The organism is Alteromonas portus (genome assembly GCF_005117025.1).
Classification (GTDB): Bacteria; Pseudomonadota; Gammaproteobacteria; order Enterobacterales; family Alteromonadaceae; genus Alteromonas; species Alteromonas portus.
Genome location: NZ_SWCO01000012.1, coordinates 46,882 through 63,809, shown reverse-complemented (window position 1 = coordinate 63,809; position 16,928 = coordinate 46,882). Strand labels below are relative to the sequence as shown.

Here is a 16,928-nt window from a genome sequence, read left to right as displayed (position 1 = left end):
CTTCAATACTCGATTTATTCGTTAAAGCTTTTCAGCCTAAACACTAAGAAGCTTTACAGTCTTTATAGTGTCTTTTACCAGCCACAAAACCAGTAGCTATGTAAATAACCGTTATAACCTTACTCTTTTTTGTGCGTAAACGGTATGCTCTATATACTCCCTTACAATTTTTTCAGTTTTAGCTTTTGCTCTCGCTCTAGCGAGTCGAGAGAGGACTTCATATTATGCTTAAATATTTATCCGCCGGCGTTTTAACGGCGATGCTGGTGACTGCATGCAGCGAACCCAAAGATGTCGTCATTAGTCCCGAACCTACCGATTTGACCGAAACAACTGTAGGGAAGTGGATCCTCAATGAAGATGGGAAAGTCATGTTTGACCCCCAAACATCGGGGCTAGTCGTGCTAGACGGACAGCTTGTGACAATTGCTGATGCAAGCGCGGATGTTATACAGCAGTTGAGGTTGCATACCATTTCACCTGAAACGGCAACGCTCGTTGCCTCTAGTGAGCGCTTTTCATTCTCAAGAGACGTTCGCCGAAGCTGCTTCTATAGCTATTTAAGCGAACAACCAGATTTAGAAGCGTTAGCGGTAGACCCTAGAGATTCTAATATCATTTATACCGTCACAGAAGATGCAACCCGTACAGGAGCCTTAAGCCCTCGTTGTGAAACCAAGTACGAAGATACAGGCTCGACAGACTACCCAACCCTGTTGGTTAAACTAACGCGACAGGACAACGGCACTGTTGAAATGTCAGATGTACGTCCACTCCAGTTCCCTACAGAATTGGAAGTTGGAAATTTCCCAAATGACGGCATTGAAGGCCTGACTATGGCGGAAGACGGCACTTTGTATTTGGCATTAGAAAAAGACAAAGCGGGGCAGCCAAGAATCTTTACATTGTCTGTCGATAAAGACTTTTTTTCATCGACCGACTTTGCAATTGTGAGCGAACCAAACCTTCAGCTTCCTTCGTTTACCTCGGGTAATCACCCTATAAATGGTTTGGCTTTATATACCCATTCAACTGGCGCATCATATTTGTTTGGCGCCGCAAGAAACGACAATGAACTATGGGTAATTGATACCACTGGTAGCAAGCCAACTAAACGCATTCCCATTACCTTTGATGTTGCTAGTGATCAGAATTGCCAACAGTACACAATGGATAATTCGTCAATGGAAGGGTTAGTGACTATTGAAAATACGTTGTGGATCATTAACGACCCTTGGGAAAAGAATTACCTTAAAAACGCGACATGTGAAGCGCACAAGAAGCGTTATGAAGACTTAGCGCCATTGCTATTTCCGCTTAAAATAAATGACGTTTGGTTTGAATAGAGTTAACGAGTAAGCGGAACTTATCAATGATAAAAATGGGTTGCTTATAAGCAACCCATTTACTGTTAAATAACGCCATTAAAAATTCGCTTCACACAACCGATTTATCTATGCGTCACTGCGAAGTCGAGATGCAAAGGTCTTCTTGAATTTCGCAAGCTTAGGCGCAACTACCATTGAGCAATACTGATTCTGGGGATTATTTTTGAAATAATCTTGATGATAATCTTCGGCGTCGTAGTAGTTATTTACTGCTACTATTTCAGTCACTACAGGATCGGGCCAAATTTTTTCTTCTGTAATTTCTGCGATAATTTTTTCTGCTTCAGCTTTTTGTGCCTCGTCATGATAGAAGATGGCGCTGCGATACTGTGTACCTACGTCGTTACCCTGCCTGTTTAACTGTGTAGGGTTATGTAGCGCAAAGAAAATTTCTAATACTTCACGATAGCTGATGATGTCGGCATCGAACGTTACCTGTACTACTTCAGCATGGCCAGTATTGCCCGAACAAACTTCTTCGTAGGTTGGATCGGCTTTTTCGCCCCCAGCATAGCCAGAAATTGCTTTTTCCACGCCTTCAACGCTGTTAAACGCCGATTCGATACACCAAAAGCATCCGCCAGCCAAGGTGGCGACTTGTAAATTTGCCATAGTAAAACCTCTCTTAATCTTTGACTGTAGTGTGGGTACGTGTAAGTCACAACACAAGTCATCCAAGCGTGTTTTTTTATCGTATAAACGAATATTAAATAAGAATAACGTGCGAGTTAGGTAAAAGGTTTTAACCTGAACATCTAATCGTTTTCCTTGAAGCAGTTCGCTACCTATAACAATGCGTATCAATGTGTTCAAGATTTGGCAGAGGTATTCAGTCGTGATTATTTTTTATGACGGTTATTGTCCGTTGTGTATTGCTGAAATGCGTCATTTAAGAAAAAGAGATAAGCATAACAAATTGACCTTGGTAGATATTCAGGCCCCCGATTTTTCAAGCCGATATCCAACCATGGATTGGCATGCGCTTAATGCCAGAATTCATGGCCTTCGCGAAGACGGAACTCTAATAACGGGTCTTGATGTCACTCATGAAGCATGGAAAGCCGTGGGGATGGGGTGGCTGTATGCACCACTTCGCTGGCCAGTTATTCGTTATGTGGCCGATGGGTTTTATAATATTTTCGCAAAGCACAGGTACACCATTTCATATCTGTTAACAGGCAAAAAACGCCAGTGCGACCGGTGCATCCCAGGAGAAGCGAATGAAAAATAACGTTCTTATAGTAGGTGCTTCTGGCGGCATCGCGTCTGCGCTTATTGAGCAATATTGTAGCGAAGGTGCAAGGGTGTTTGCGGTAAGTCGTGCCCCCGTAACTGATATTAATCATTCTGAGAATGTTTCATATCACCAGATTGCCGAACAGGACGATAGGCACATAAGCGAATTCGTTGAACAGCTGGCGGAACAGCAGGTTGTGCTAACAACGGTAGTTATCACAACAGGATTTCTACATCGTGAAAGCGAGAATATTCATCCTGAGAAACGTTTGGATGATCTCAATGAACAGGCCTTGGCTGCCTATTTCGCGACAAATAGCATCATTCCCGCACTGTGGCTTAAGCACTTGGTGAATATAATGAGTAAACATGGGTCTACCCTTGTTTGCTTAAGTGCAAGAGTAGGGAGCATTTCTGATAACGGACTTGGCGGCTGGTACGGTTACCGCGCTTCGAAGGCGGCGCTAAATATGTTGGTTAAAACAGCGTCTGTGGAATACAAACGTAGATTGAAAGACGCCATACTTGTTTGTTATCACCCAGGTACGGTTGATACAGGGCTTTCTAAGCCTTTCCAAAAAAATGTCGCCGCCAAAAAACTGTTTACGCCCGAGTTTACTGCTAAGCAACTTATTCACCATCTTTCTAAGCTTGATCGGGACCAAGCTTGTCATTTTATCGACTGGAACGGCGAAGTGGTAAGTTGGTGATACGGTCTAACTCCATTTCTGCAAGTTCAACATCAAGACTTTTTATTTCACTGCTGTTACCATGTTATTTTGGGAATGGTGCAGCGTATTGATACGCCCATAGAGGTAGCAATACAACGCGTTGACGCCACACGTGAGTCATTACAACAAACGCCATCCTGATAATAAAGAATACCAGTTCGCTCGGCTCGATTCTTACAAACAGTAAGTACCGACAGCAAGTATAAGTGGTGAGTACACGACGTGCTTGTGCATCACAAGGCGTATTGTTAATCACAACGTGCAATACGGCGAACTGCTATAACAATAACTCAACAAGAGGAAGGGATATGAGCGGGGCCAGAGAACAGTTCGGATCGCGCATAGGTTTCATTTTGGCTGCTGCAGGTTCTGCGGTAGGTATAGGTAATTTGGTAGGTTTCCCTGTCGGTGCAGCTAAAAACGGTGGTGGTGCATTTCTTTTAATGTACGCTATTTTTGTTTTTGCCATTTGTTTACCAGTAATGCTGGCAGAAATGTCGGTGGGGCGCCACGCTAAAAAAGACCCGCTAGGCGCATATAGCGAAATTAGTGGGGATCAAAAGAGATGGAAAATCGCCGGTTGGTTGGCTATTGCCACGCCGTTTATGATTGCCGTTTTCTACATGGTGATTACTGTTTGGCTTTTCGGCTATTTGTTCGAAGCCGTAAGCGGAAATCTAGATAAGTTAGCCAACCCAGACACCTTTGGGCTGTTCATTAATTCAGAAGCAATCTTTGCCTATATGGCGGCCGTTGTTGGTGTGGTTTACCTCATTCTTCAAGGCGGTGTAAAAGAAGGGATAGAAAAAGCAGCCAAGCTGCTGATGCCTGCGCTTTTCGTTATGCTTATAGGTCTGGTTATCTTCGTTCTAACCCGCGAAAATGCCATGGCTGGCGTCGAGTTCTACATCGTTCCTGAGTTTTCAAAAATTACTGCCGAAGTGGTAAATGGTGCGTTATCACAAGCCTTTTTCTCTTTATCTTTGGGTATGGGGATTCTTATTACCTATGGCAGCTACATAGATAAGCGTGCAGATGTACCGAATGCGGCAAAGTTGGTGGCGTTAACTGATACGGCTGTAGCGTTTACGGCGGGTTTAATGATTCTTCCTGCTATCTTCTCTTTTAACCCAGATATTAATCCTGATGAGTTAAGTGAATCGTCAGTGGGTATGATTTTTACCTACCTGCCTAGTATCTTTTTAGCGTTACAGGACTCTATTGGGTATATGGGAGCATCAATTGTTGCGAGCCTGTTTTTCCTGCTTGTTTTCTTTGCGGCAATAACGTCATTAGTGTCTATCTTTGAAGTACCGGTTGCGGCGCTTATGGATGAAAAAGGCGTAAGCCGTAAATGGGCCCTTGGTTCGTTAGGTAGCATAATGATAGTGCTGGCAATTCTTAGTGCGTTGTCGTTTGGTAAAGTTGAAATGCTAACGTCGTTTATGCACTACGCTGGCGCAGATAAATCGCTGTTTGACGTGATTTACGATGTGTTCTACGACACAATTTTGCCACTCAACGGCTTGCTAATTTGCTTGTTTGTTATTTACCGTTGGAAGAGTGTGAACTTCAATGCTTCTTTAGAAGAGGGCAGTAGCGGCTATAAAGGAAGCTGGTTCGAGAAGTATGTTGACGTTTCACTGAAAACGTTTATTCCGGCAATTTTACTTGTGATTTTTGTCAACACGGTCGCCGTTAAATATTTCGGCTACAACTTTTTCGGTTAATAAGACTCACTATAAAAATTGCTTTATTTCTCGCGAAATAGCAGAAAATCACATAACAAAACGGCAAGCGTACGCTTGCCGTTTTTGTTTCTATTGATAGGTTTTGGCTAGCGTGTAATTTTCTAGTAATTGAATAGCCAATAAGCCCCGGTAATTTTACTGAACCCAATCATATATTGTTAATTATCATACTTAGCTGCAGGCTTACTGGGCTTAGAACATGCGATTGGGGTCACCATACAATGGCGTAATGTTCAGCCTTGCCCAACTTTTCGAAGCGTCAATTACCTTGCCCACAGGTGGCGCTTCAGTATCGGAAAAGTGTGGGGCATCAATATTCATTGCTTTCGCCGCATCCACATAATAAATGCCACGTTTAGGGTGAGATAAGCTACAAAGATGTATAGTGTCATTAAGCGGCGTATTACAAATGATAGTCGTCAAAGCAGGAACAATGTCGTGAACATGTACTAAGTTTATTCGTTTATTTCCTGCATCCAACTGTCTTCCACTTAGAGAACGGGCGGGATGACGGTCTGGCCCTACTAAACCGGCTAGACGAACAATACTGATATCAACCTGACCTCGTTTAGACAACAAATAGTCCTCAATAGTAACATGCGCCTTGGCCGAAGCTGTTTGCGGCTGCGTAGTGCTAACTTCGGTAACTACTTCGTTAGTGGCATCGCCGTAAACAGATGTGGTACTGATAAACACGATATGCGCTACGTTTGCGCTGATGGCTGCGTCTACTAACTGCAGCATATTATCAGTAAATGACGCGAGATCTGTGTTTCTCCTACCGGGGGGAATATTTAGCAATAGGGTTGCGTTTGGTAGGTGGTTGCATAGCGCGGATGTATCATCGCCCAGTGCATATTCAATTGCGGTGATACCTTGTTCTTTTAACGCCAGGCGTTTCTGTTGGCTTCGAGTGGTGCCAACGATACTGACCTTCCCTGTAAGCGCCTTGCCTATATAGCCAGCTAACCAGCCGTAGCCGCTAATTACTACTTTCTGAGTCATTGTTTTAATACCCCTTTGTTTAGGGCTTAAGAGTACATTAATTGAAGGGCGATTGTCGTTAACTGTAAAATTAGAAATCTGAATTAGGTGAAGTAATAATGAAGCTTGTTAACGACGAGTACAAAAAACACAAAACCGACTGGGTTACAGTCGGTTTTTAAAGTAAGTGATACAGAAAAGTAAGTAATTTGGTTTCACAGGGTTTGTTCGCTAAATCATCTCACTACATTTTCATTTCGTCGTTGTGATCATGGTGGCTGTCTTGGTCAATGTCTAGCAGGTTCAAGTCATCAAGGCCTGATATAGATGCCTGCATTTTACCTTCGGCATAGTCGGCTTTTTTCAGTACTTTACACAAAGCTTCGCCTTTTTCTTCTAGCGCAGCCGCTTGGCTTTCAAGGCGATACTCTAAATCTTCACCCCAACGCTCCATCTTTTGCTCAAACTCAGACATATCACCGCCTTCCCACAGCATTTGTGTGCCCACCGCAATAAGTATTCTGCCCATAGATTCACTGATCAAAGACTCGATTTGCGTCTCAAATTCTTGCTCCCAGCTCTCGTCAAACCAACCTGGCTCGTTGAATTTAGTTGAGTCAACGCGAATATTGCCTGCGTCATCATAGAATGAGGCGTTTAGTTTGTTTTCAAGGGAGTCGAACAATTCACGAAAATCATCACCCATTTGATCGCCGCCCAGCAGTTCAGTAAACACTTCAGTTACTGCCACATTGGCAATTTGTAGGCCTTCACTAGCGATATTCAACGTCATAGGAATAGCCATATCAATGTTGTTGTAATACTCACTTACCCAGCGCTGTTGCTCACTATTAAGCGAAACCGATTCACCGTTAATAGTCATATTGTGGTGAGAATCAATCGTCATCACTGAGCCATTGTCCATCTGTACCGTTAAATCGCCTTGGTAATATTGAATATGGCCATCAAGTTCCATGTCACAACTGTTGTTTTGAAAGCTGCGGTCATGGGCAAATACTTGGCCACTCATCAAAGCACTGGTAACGGCAACTGAAAGTAATAGTTTGTTAGACATTGTTCATTCCTTAATTTACGTGTGACGCGTTAACGAAAGTACTCGAAGTAAACTGCAATGCGTTGTAGTGTCACTGACAGATAGACGCTAGCGATATTCGCTGTTATATCTAAGGTAGAGCAATGGCCTTGCCAATATTTAAAGTCTTTATTTTTCAAATGGTTAATTAAAATTTATAATTTCTTGATGTTTTGCTAAATACACTATTTAGTGAATTTACTAACTAATTAGTAGTTTTGACTAAGATCAATTAATACCAATAGGGGTACATTTAAGCCAATCCAAGCATGGTTAAATCTTATTTATTGGTGCATAATACCGCCAATATTTTTAAGGGGTTATCACAATGGCTGATTGGATTAATGCAATTATGTTTGGTGTTGCGCTAATTGCCTTTACGCTAGGGCTAAGCAGCATCGTTATGGGCTTTATGACTGCTAAAGCAGGTGCTGAAGGTATGCAGGAAAAAATTGAGTACGGTTTTTTTGGCGTTACTGGTTTAGTACTTTGCTTACTGATGGCCTACGCATTGGCTTAAGCGATAAGCATTAAAAAACCGGCTATCTCAGCCGGTTTTTTTTCGCCTAAATTAAGCCTTATTGGTTAGTCTAATTTATTCGTCGTTACTCTTTTGATTAGACTCGCTTTTTTCCTGATCATCCTTTTGCGTACTGCGGCTTTCATTACTGTTTCCATAAGCGCTGTGTTCACGGTGGGCAAGTAACGACAAATGTCCATCACGTTGATAAGCGCGTAAGTCGAACAAATCCAGCATGGCCATAACATGGTCGAAAATATCCGCCTGCACCTTTTCGTATTTTACCCACTCTTTTTGGGCACTGAAGCAGTAAATTTCTAAAGGTAAACCAAGCTCATTGGGCGGTAGCTGCCTAACCATTAGGGTCAGCTCTTGGTTTACATCCGGGTGCTTGCGCAAGTATGCCTCTAAGTAAGCTCTGAAAGTGCCGATGTTGGTAAGGCGGCGGCTGTTTAGCAGATCCGACTCATCAATAGAGTAATCTCGGTGATAAGCGCGGAGCTCATTTTTCTTCTTATCGATATAGTCATTGATATAGCGAATTTTCGAAAAGCGCTCTAGCATATCGTTGTCACAGAGCTTGATAGAGTGCACATCAATATAAATGGCGCGCTTAATTCTTCGTCCACCAGACTCTTGCATACCTCGCCAGTTCTTAACTGCTTCTGTGGTAAGACTATAAGTCGGCAGCGTCGAAATAGTTTTATCCCAGTTTTGTACCTTAACGTTAGTAAGGCCTATTTCGAGTATTTCACCGTCTACCTCATATTTGGGCATAGCAATCCAGTCGCCCGTGTTAAACATGCGGTTAGCGGCTATTTGAATGCCGGCAACAAAGCCTAGAATGGTGTCTCTGAAAATGAGTAGTAAAACAGCGGCAATGGCGGTTAAGCCAGACACAATAAGCAGTGGGCTTCTGTCTACAATCAACGAAATACTCAATAGTATGGTGATGATTGCAAAAGCGAGCTTAGTGACTTGAATAAAGCCAGTGATCGGAGCGCGCCTTGATAGGGCTGACGCATTGTACACATCTTCTACCGTACTTAGCATGGCATACAAAGCTAATAACCCACTATACAACATGTACAGTTGAGCGCTCTTTATCACCATCCCATGCATCACAGCTTCGTTATCAATCAGCACAGGTGTGGTGATGTAAATAAAGAGGGCTGGGAAAAGGTGCATTAAACGCCTGAAGAAGCCGTGTTTCTGAAGCGCGTTATCCCACTTATTATTTGACTTATATACCCAGTTAGCAATTTGAGGACGTACTATAAGGCGCGCAACGATATAAATGAGCGCGGCAACAAATAATATAGATCCTAGCGCTAGCACACTATAAAGGGGGTCATCAGTAGTTAAATTTGGAAAAATGTCTTTTACCAAATGTATAAAGTGATCGCGTACTGAAGCACTGACTTCCATTATTTACGACTCCAACAGTTTCTTAATACGGTTGTCTTTATTTTCCCATAGACCATTCAACCAGTTTTGAAAATAGAGACGAAACTCAGACTCAGTGCGTTCTGATTCCTGCTGTAACTCGGGGACGGGTGTAACATTTACGTCAATGACGATTTTTGTCATTTGACCGCTTAACATTGCCATCATTGGGTGGCGCTTGTTTTCTGGATAAAGCAACGAGATATCTAACACGTTGGTAAATAGCTCGCCCATAGCTGATAGCGTGAAGGATACACCGCCGGCTTTTGGCGGAAGTAGATTCTCGTATGGACTTTGCTTAGACAAGTGTTTTTGTGTGGTGAAGCGAGTACCTTCAACAAAATTAATGACAGTAGTCGGAACCGTTCTGAACTTCTCACAATACGCTTTAGTGGTCTCTAGATCTTTGCCTTTTTTGTCTGGATGTTTTTCAAGGTATGCACGGGTGTATCTATGCATAAACGGCATATCAAGAGCCCATGCTCCAAGCCCTACAAACGGTAGCCATATCAGCTCTTTTTTAAGGAAGAACTTGGGCGCGGGAATGCGGTGTGTGGCGAACTCTATGAGCAGGATGATATCCAAATAACTAAGGTGGTTAGCGATAATCAAATACCAACTGTTCTTTGAAAGCTCACCATGAACCGAACACTCAATATCAACCTTATTGAATAACCTAATCAATATCACGCTAATACGCCCAAAGCTAAACATTAGGGCATGCATAACCTTGTTCCAGGCAGTTCTAATTCTTCCATTTGGTAACAGCAGTTTTACCAAGCCAAGTAGAATAATTAGTCCGCCCCATAGAGCGAGGTTGAGAATTTGCAGCGTGGTGTGCATAACAAATATAAAGGGCGCTAGTACTACACGGATCATAATGGTTTCTGAGTTGCGTTAAGTGAATCTAAAAGTTGATCTTTGGCGTGCCATTGCTCATTGAGCCATGTTTGAAAGCGTGCACGAACTTGTGGGTCGTCAAAATAACTGTCGTTAAATACCCCATTTTCCATAATGTCTTTAATAGACATAACCTTAATGTTCACGCGAACGTCGCGCACTTTACCGCTTACGAAGTCCCAGTAAGATGGTACGCCGTTCGGATAGTCTATGGTTACATCAATAAGCTTATGTAAGTGCTCGCCCATGGCCGATAAAACAAAAGCAACGCCGCCAGCTTTTGGTTTTAGTAAGTGATTGAAAGGTGAAGCTTGTTTATCGTGCTTTGCCTGCGTGAAACGGGTACCTTCAACGAAATTCATTATACTTACTGGTTTATTACGGAATTTTTCACACGCTTTGCGCGTGGTCTCCATATCCTTCCCTTTTAAATGTGGGTTCTTAGCCAAAAATGATTTTGAGTAACGGCGCATAAATGGAAAGTCGAGTGCCCACCAAGCTAGACCAAGTATTGGTACATATATCAGTTCTTTTTTAAGAAAAAACTTTAGAAAAGGGATCTTTCGGTTGAATACACGTTGAAGAACCAGGATATCGACCCAAGATTGGTGATTAGCAATAACGAGATACCAGTCGTCTCGAGTGAGTTTTTCAAGCCCGTTCACTTGCCACTTTGTACGGCCACTGATGCGCTGATTAAGGTTATTTACCCCAATCCATGCCGTTGCGCATGCATCAAGTAAGTAAGAGATGAAACGTCGCCACGGGGCAATAGGAATTAACTTAAATATCGCTAAGATGAATATGGGCGTTGACCACAAAACTGTATTCAGGAAATAGCAGATAACCGAAATAGTGCCAACAATATGATGCAACAGGGCTTTTACCATTGTACTTACCTCAAAAATTAGGCGCTTAGTGTAAACGAACTTGATCTAAAATCCGATAGAGCCTTTACTGATTCCACAATAAAGGTACAAATTTAAGAATTTAAGGAGCTGAAATGGAGCTAATTGGCGAAAATAGAGCATTCGGTGGGCGGCATTTACGCTATACCCACAAAGCTGAATCCACACAATGCGATATGACTTTCGCAATTTTTCTTCCCCCATTTGCCTCTAAAGAAAAACCCGTGCCGGTATTATATTGGCTTTCAGGGCTAACCTGTACCGACCAAAACTTCATGCAGAAAGCGGGGGCAATGAAACTGGCTGCGGAGCTTGGCATGGCCATCGTTGCTCCTGACACATCGCCCCGTGGGGAAGGGGTTCCCGATGATGAAGAAGGGGCGTACGATTTTGGTTTAGGGGCTGGTTTTTATGTCGATGCAACCCAAGCGCCTTGGAATAAACATTATAAAATGTATAGCTACATTGTTGACGAACTTCCCGCGCTTATTGAAAGCGAGTTTCCTGTTACCAAAGAGCGGGCTATTAGTGGTCACTCTATGGGTGGGCATGGCGCATTAGTTATTGGCATGCGCAACCCTAATAAATTTGTATCGGTTTCAGCATTTAGCCCTATATCTAATCCGTCAGATTGCCCATGGGGCCAAAAAGCGTTAGGTCGTTACTTAGGTGATGACGAAGCAACGTGGAAGGACTACGACGCATCTTTGCTATTAGCAAGTAAAACCCATAGTGTGCTTTTACTAGTAGAGCAGGGCACAAAAGATGAGTTCCTGCACGAGCAGTTAAAGCCTCAGTCTTTGGTTCACGCTGCACAGCAATCCGACACCCAACTTACGCTCAATATGCATGAAGGTTACGACCATAGTTACTTCTTTATCGCATCATTTATTGAAGAGCATTTGGAGTTTCATGCAGGGCACATGGGCTTGATTTAAGCGCCAAGTATAGTTGGAAGAAAGCCGGAAATTGCTCCGGCTTTTTTGTTTGCAAAAAATGAAGGCCCTGCTCTTACCTGAGCTTCTGTGCAAGTGAGATAAATTCAGAAATCTCCACAGGACGCTGATATAAATAACCTTGTCCGTATGTGCAGTGATGGTTTTGTAAAAATTGCTGTTGCTGTTGAGTCTCAATACCTTCGGCGATAATTTTGATGTTCAAATTACTTGCCAACCCAAGAATAGCTTGCACAATTGCCTGGTCGTCGGTGTTGTTCTCAAGCTCACTCACAAAAGAGCGATCAATTTTAAGTTCATCAATGGGTAGTTTCTTTAGATAAACCAGTGAACTAAAACCTGTGCCGAAATCGTCAATCGACACAGTTATACCCATTGCTCTAAGCTCATTAAGTAAGACTGACACTGTGTCTAGGCTCTCAACAAAAACACTCTCTGTTAATTCTATAGACAGATTGGACCCAGGTAGCTGGTGATCTTCCAGCGCATTTTTTATTTGTGTAAGTAGGGCTAAATCTGATACTTGACGGCCTGATATATTAATTGCCAACCTGATATCTAAATTAGATGCCTTTAGCGCTTCAATGGCATCACAAGCTTCATTTATAAGCCACTCGCCGAAAGGGAAAATGAGCTCGCTTTTTTCTGCTAGTGGGATGAAAACTTCCGGTGAAATAAACTTGCCTTCAGGTGTAATCCATCTTGCCAGTGCTTCACATTTCACTATTTTCCCAGAAGATAGGTCGACAATGGGCTGTAAGAATAGTTTAAGCTCGTTATTTTTAATGGCATTGCGAAGCTCTGTTTCAAGCTCGTGAATGGCATTATGCTGCTTGTGCAATTCGTCACTGTATACCAGCGCAACATTTCGACCTTGATATTTAGCCGCTTGAAGTGCGATATCTGCACACTGAAGTAACGTTTCTGTTGAAGAACAGTGCTCAGGAAAACTTGCTTCACCAATATTTACGCCTAAGTTTGGCTCGCTACCGTTAAGTACGGTGTATGTCTGTGTAACTTTGCTCTGCAGCTGGTGGACGTAGTCAGCGCCATTTACATCTGTAAAGGTGTCTAGTCGTTTTACAAGCGCGAACTCGTTACTGCCTATCCTTGCAATAAACCCGCTGTTACCAATAAAGGTCTGCAGGCGTAATGCGAAAGATTTTAATATTTCGTCCCCGGATTGATAGCTAAGCGCTTCGTTTATCTTTTTAAAGTCACAGATATCAATAATAAATAACTTAAACGGGGTGTCTTCTTGTACTAGTCGCCTTACCGTATCGGTAAATAAATTGCGGTTTGCCACTTTTGTTAGTGAATCCATCCCGCTTGCAGTCAATACACTTTCTTCTCTATTGTGTATGTGCGTAATATCGGTAAACAAGTAAACCCAGTGAGTGAGTTCATCTCCATGCAGTACCGGATGGATTGTTACCTGAAGCCAAACTTTATAATCATCTACCGGTTGCCAGTATATTTCTCCCTGCCACGGCGCTTTTCGTTGAACTAATGCAGGCAGGAAAGTCGATGGAGCATCAATGTCTTCTATCAGTTCTCCTATGCGAATAGAGCTTGGCGTGGTGCTATTGCAAAGCAGCAATCTGTGAGAAGCTTTGTTGTCGAGAATTAACGCGCCCTCGCTATCTAAAATAACAACACCCGTTTCTAAATTATGAATAGCTTGCTGGATAGGCGGCACTAACTTTTGCAGTCGGGTATTTTTACGCAGCACATTATTCAATCTATGCCTAATATATTCGTGCTGCCCTACAATTTCATGATGGCTTAACAGCAATTCTCTGGCTGCTTGCAGCGTTTGTTGTTTTTCATCGAACTGTTCTTCAACGTTTTTCACGACAAGATAGCGTGAACCTGATTCGCTGTTTATCGCCAAGGCTTCAAGACGCAACACCTTATTTTCGGTTTGCTCTGTCCAAAAACCTGAAGAGAGGGTAAACGACGCTTCGCCTTTCCACACCTCATCAGCGTCAAGAAAGAAATCGTCTAGAAAGATAGAGGGGATGTATTTCCTTTGCAGTTTGTTGTTCTCGTCAAGCGCAACAACATCTGCTAACCATGGTAGTTCCGGTGTTAAACACGTAATGTCTTTTTCAGAACTGCACTTAAACAACGCGCAGTTAGTTATGCCCAACGCATTTAATAAATGGATATCCATGGCATTCTCCTACCAAAACGCAATTGTACTGAATAAGTTTTCTACATTTTCACCGGTCTTCGCACTTGTTTTGGTAAGTGAAGAAAACTTTTGGGCGTAGTTATTTAACTCTTCCTCACTCCAATGCCAGCTTGTAGGAAGGTCGGTTTTGTTCACAACAAAAAATGCGGGAATATCGGGGTAATGCTCTTTGGCAAGATCTAGAATTTCGATACCCTCAAGTAGGGATTGAGAGCGGGTTTGGTCAACTACAATAATATAAGCACTGGCTCCGCGAAGGTAGCGAGGGTTAAAGCCACAGTATCTGTCGATACCTTCTAAATCCCAAAGCAGAAGTTGAACACCTCGTCCCTCTTTATTGACTTGTTTTTTGTCAATTTTAACGCCAATAGTCGTTTTGTACTTTTCAGAAAAAATACCTTCAACGAACTGCTTTACCAGACTTGTTTTGCCAACGCCAGTGGGCCCTAAAATACAAACTTTTTTCTGTATCACCGCATAGCTTCCTTACTACTGCTCACTGGATATTAAAACGTTTAACATGACTGAACGACCCATTGATGCCTTCTGCAATGGTAGCTCTCCTAAGCTAACGGGTATAAGGATATCACTTTCTACGCCAAGTGAAATTAATGAATTCACAACATTCTCTGCTCGTTTTTGGCTCAAGGCGCGATTGCGTGCGCTTGACCCTGAATTATCACTGGCACCCATAATAACGACACTCACAACAGTATTTGTTTTATCTGCGAGCGTTAATAATTGTTTTATGTCGTTTGCCAGCGCTTCTAGTTTTGCTAACTGTACTTCAGAAAGCGCTTCTTGGTTAGTAGCAAAAAGTACATTTTGTGAAGAAACCTTATTCACTAGCCGACTTAAAGCTGCTTTTTGAAGTACAGTATCATCTACTTCATAGGGCGCTTTTACATCAAGTGTATTTGTATCAACGGTAATCGCTGAAATACCTGGTATCGCGCTTATTTGCTGAGTAAGGTTAACTGCGGTAGGAGTAAATACGGTGCCTGAGATAACAAAGCGGCGATTATCACCTTTTTCAACGGAAATGCTTTCTGATTCACTAAGTGGATAGTCGTCAATTAGCCTCTCAAGTTTGCGCTCGACTACACTCGGTTTTAAAGAAACAAATGGCTCCTCAATAATGGTGACTTTGTCCGCATCAATGGCATTTTCATTTAGCCATTCTTCTATGTTGATGGCTACGGGGTCGCGCAGCACTTTGGCGTACACGTTGCCGTTAGAAATATAGGTGTCTGTTACTATGATACCTGGGGGAGGAGTAAGCTCGTGCAAATCACTTTTTAAAATACTAAGTGACAATCGCATAAACGACAATACTGCTAGTGCGGCAAAGATAACTACTATCACCGCAGCGCCTACTATGCGTTTTGATTTTTTCCCTTCACCTTCTTTTCTTTCACTGATCAAGCAATCAGAAAGAATAGTCTCACAACCATCAAACGGAGCGTTGTCACCATCGTATTGAATTAACGGCTGCTGATAAAATTGGTGAAACTCCTCTAGGGCTTGTTGCAGTTTCCCGCGTACCTCGGGCGGGATGCTCCCAGTAACTGCTGCAACAAGCAGAGCTTGCGGTCCAATTTTAATCAATAACGTAAAGTCTTCGGTTTTTATCTCGCCCAACTCGTTGTCAGACTCGGTAGCGGTAACACCAAAAGCGTCGGCAACAAAGTCATTAATGGCTACCAGCATTGATGAAATCAGGTCGGCATCCTTTTCTTTTTCTGGATCGGATGAAATGCTATGCAGTAGGGTGCCGGTTTCACGATGTATGACAAGAAGTTGTTGAACTTGATACTGATAAATTTGCGACGCAACGTATTCTGAGTATCTGACCCCAGATTGCCATGCCTTAAAACGCCACGATATACTTTTGGGGCTGAAGCTATTTTCAATGAGCGCATTAGTGCGCTCGACAAACTCTACAAGAAATGAAGACACCGCTTTTCTAACCAGCGTCCCCACCAATGGGTAAAGTGTGCCGACAATCTTTTCGCTATTGGCTTCAATAGACCGGTGCAGCGACTTTTCAACAAGGGGAACGAGCACCTTGTTAACCGAACCATCTTTTGTTTCTCGATCAAACAGCGCTTCGGAGACAACATTAGTCACGATGCCTTTGGCATCGCGCTGCAGCTTCTCTTGAACGAACTTGTCATCCCGTCCAATAAGCAGCTCTCTGACTTTTTCAAGAGAGTTGTCCGGCAATTCAGACGGCGGCACCTTGTCACTCATTAATTAATGATCGGTCGCGAGGTTGGTTGCCATGGTTGAAAGTAAGTTTGCCAGTGTTTTCCTGTCGGTTTTACTCTCTGAAAGTTCGCTGGTAACCTGCTGTAGCTTTTCTAACAACTCTTGATGACGTTTGCTAAACAAGTTGTCCAGTGACTCCAACTCTTTCACAACGTGTGCTTCTAAAGCGTCGTTGTCGTTCTTAGCAGCAGTTTCGGCTATTTCCAATTCACTTTGTAGCTTATCTGTAGTGTGCTGCAACTGCTCTTGCACATTACTATGGTTGTCATTGGCACTGGCTAACTGGTTTGAAAGTTCGGTGATCTGCTGGTCGATAAGCTTACGTATATCATTGAACTGGTCATCAAGGTGTGCGTTAAGTTTTGTAAAACTGTCGTTCACCCGTGATTCTAGGGCAGAAAGATCTGCTCGAAAAGCACGGTTTGTCTGACCGAATAATATTTCTCTAAGTTGTGCAAGCTCATCAGCGGGTTGAGGTGTACTGTCTGTTTGAGAAACGTCTTGCGCTTGCTGATCCTTCGGCTTCTTGTCCGCCATAAAATGTCTC

General features: G+C 42.9%; 16 protein-coding genes. 6 read left to right on the top strand and 10 right to left on the bottom strand.

The features are described from left to right. Window positions 1-224 precede the first annotated feature (224 nt). Complete coding sequence (locus E5672_RS18970; protein WP_136783758.1) at window positions 225-1,346, top strand: hypothetical protein; 1,122 nt, start codon at window positions 225-227, stop codon at window positions 1,344-1,346. Window positions 1,347-1,454: 108 nt separating this feature from the next. On the opposite strand, the gene msrA is transcribed toward E5672_RS18970, so the two are convergent. Continuing rightward, window positions 1,455-2,000, bottom strand: coding sequence for a peptide-methionine (S)-S-oxide reductase MsrA (msrA, locus tag E5672_RS18965; protein ID WP_136783757.1), 546 nt, complete (start codon window positions 1,998-2,000; stop codon window positions 1,455-1,457). A gap of 223 nt (window positions 2,001-2,223) precedes the next feature. Between msrA and E5672_RS18960 the strand changes: the two genes are divergently transcribed. From E5672_RS18960 to E5672_RS18950, 3 genes are all read left to right on the top strand, one after another. Continuing rightward, window positions 2,224-2,619, top strand: coding sequence for a thiol-disulfide oxidoreductase DCC family protein (locus tag E5672_RS18960; RefSeq protein ID WP_136783756.1), 396 nt, complete (start codon window positions 2,224-2,226; stop codon window positions 2,617-2,619). After that, a complete protein-coding gene (locus tag E5672_RS18955; RefSeq protein WP_136783755.1) occupies window positions 2,609-3,334 on the top strand; it encodes an SDR family NAD(P)-dependent oxidoreductase in 726 nt (241 codons plus the stop codon). The genes E5672_RS18960 and E5672_RS18955 overlap by 11 nt, the downstream gene beginning before the upstream one ends. 329 nt (window positions 3,335-3,663) lie before the next feature. After that, complete coding sequence (locus tag E5672_RS18950; RefSeq protein WP_136783754.1) at window positions 3,664-5,085, top strand: sodium-dependent transporter; 1,422 nt, start codon at window positions 3,664-3,666, stop codon at window positions 5,083-5,085. 213 nt (window positions 5,086-5,298) lie between these two features. Here the strand turns inward: E5672_RS18950 and E5672_RS18945 are convergent, their stop codons facing one another. After that, on the bottom strand, window positions 5,299-6,111 hold the full coding sequence (locus tag E5672_RS18945; protein ID WP_136783753.1) for an NAD-dependent epimerase/dehydratase family protein: 813 nt from the start codon (window positions 6,109-6,111) through the stop codon (window positions 5,299-5,301). Window positions 6,112-6,334: 223 nt separating this feature from the next. After that, entirely contained in the window at window positions 6,335-7,165 is an 831-nt protein-coding gene (locus tag E5672_RS18940) for a DUF2884 family protein (RefSeq protein WP_136783752.1), read from the bottom strand. A gap of 346 nt (window positions 7,166-7,511) precedes the next feature. Here E5672_RS18940 and E5672_RS18935 point away from each other — a divergent pair, with 346 nt between their 5' ends. Further along, on the top strand, window positions 7,512-7,703 hold the full coding sequence (locus tag E5672_RS18935; RefSeq protein ID WP_014950735.1) for a hypothetical protein: 192 nt from the start codon (window positions 7,512-7,514) through the stop codon (window positions 7,701-7,703). A gap of 75 nt (window positions 7,704-7,778) precedes the next feature. Here the strand turns inward: E5672_RS18935 and E5672_RS18930 are convergent, their stop codons facing one another. From E5672_RS18930 to E5672_RS18920, 3 genes are read right to left on the bottom strand one after another with little or no spacing between them, the layout of a single operon-like run. Further along, window positions 7,779-9,131 (bottom strand): mechanosensitive ion channel family protein, encoded by a 1,353-nt coding sequence (locus E5672_RS18930; RefSeq protein ID WP_136783751.1) that lies wholly within the window; start codon window positions 9,129-9,131, stop codon window positions 7,779-7,781. A gap of 3 nt (window positions 9,132-9,134) precedes the next feature. After that, the gene (locus tag E5672_RS18925; RefSeq protein ID WP_136783750.1) at window positions 9,135-10,028 is read right to left on the bottom strand and encodes an acyltransferase; all 894 of its coding nucleotides are present in this window, start codon (window positions 10,026-10,028) and stop codon (window positions 9,135-9,137) included. Beyond that, window positions 10,025-10,939, bottom strand: a complete 915-nt coding sequence (locus tag E5672_RS18920; RefSeq protein ID WP_136783749.1) for an acyltransferase — start codon at window positions 10,937-10,939, stop codon at window positions 10,025-10,027. The genes E5672_RS18925 and E5672_RS18920 overlap by 4 nt, the downstream gene beginning before the upstream one ends. Before the next feature lie 113 nt (window positions 10,940-11,052). On the opposite strand from E5672_RS18920, the gene fghA reads away from it, so the two are divergent. After that, window positions 11,053-11,895 carry an S-formylglutathione hydrolase gene (gene fghA / locus E5672_RS18915; protein ID WP_136783748.1) on the top strand — a complete coding sequence of 281 codons (843 nt, stop codon included), beginning with the start codon at window positions 11,053-11,055 and terminating at the stop codon, window positions 11,893-11,895. Between the two features lie 73 nt (window positions 11,896-11,968). Here fghA and E5672_RS18910 read toward each other — a convergent pair whose 3' ends face one another. From E5672_RS18910 to E5672_RS18895, 4 genes are read right to left on the bottom strand one after another with little or no spacing between them, the layout of a single operon-like run. Continuing rightward, entirely contained in the window at window positions 11,969-14,089 is a 2,121-nt protein-coding gene (locus E5672_RS18910; protein WP_136783747.1) for a putative bifunctional diguanylate cyclase/phosphodiesterase, read from the bottom strand. Window positions 14,090-14,098: 9 nt separating this feature from the next. Further along, window positions 14,099-14,584, bottom strand: a complete 486-nt coding sequence (locus E5672_RS18905) for a Rab family GTPase (protein WP_136783746.1) — start codon at window positions 14,582-14,584, stop codon at window positions 14,099-14,101. Window positions 14,585-14,599: 15 nt separating this feature from the next. Further along, the gene (locus E5672_RS18900) at window positions 14,600-16,363 is read right to left on the bottom strand and encodes an OmpA family protein (protein ID WP_136783745.1); all 1,764 of its coding nucleotides are present in this window, start codon (window positions 16,361-16,363) and stop codon (window positions 14,600-14,602) included. A 3-nt stretch (window positions 16,364-16,366) separates the two neighbouring features. After that, on the bottom strand, window positions 16,367-16,918 hold the full coding sequence (locus E5672_RS18895; protein WP_136783744.1) for a hypothetical protein: 552 nt from the start codon (window positions 16,916-16,918) through the stop codon (window positions 16,367-16,369). Window positions 16,919-16,928 lie beyond the last annotated feature (10 nt).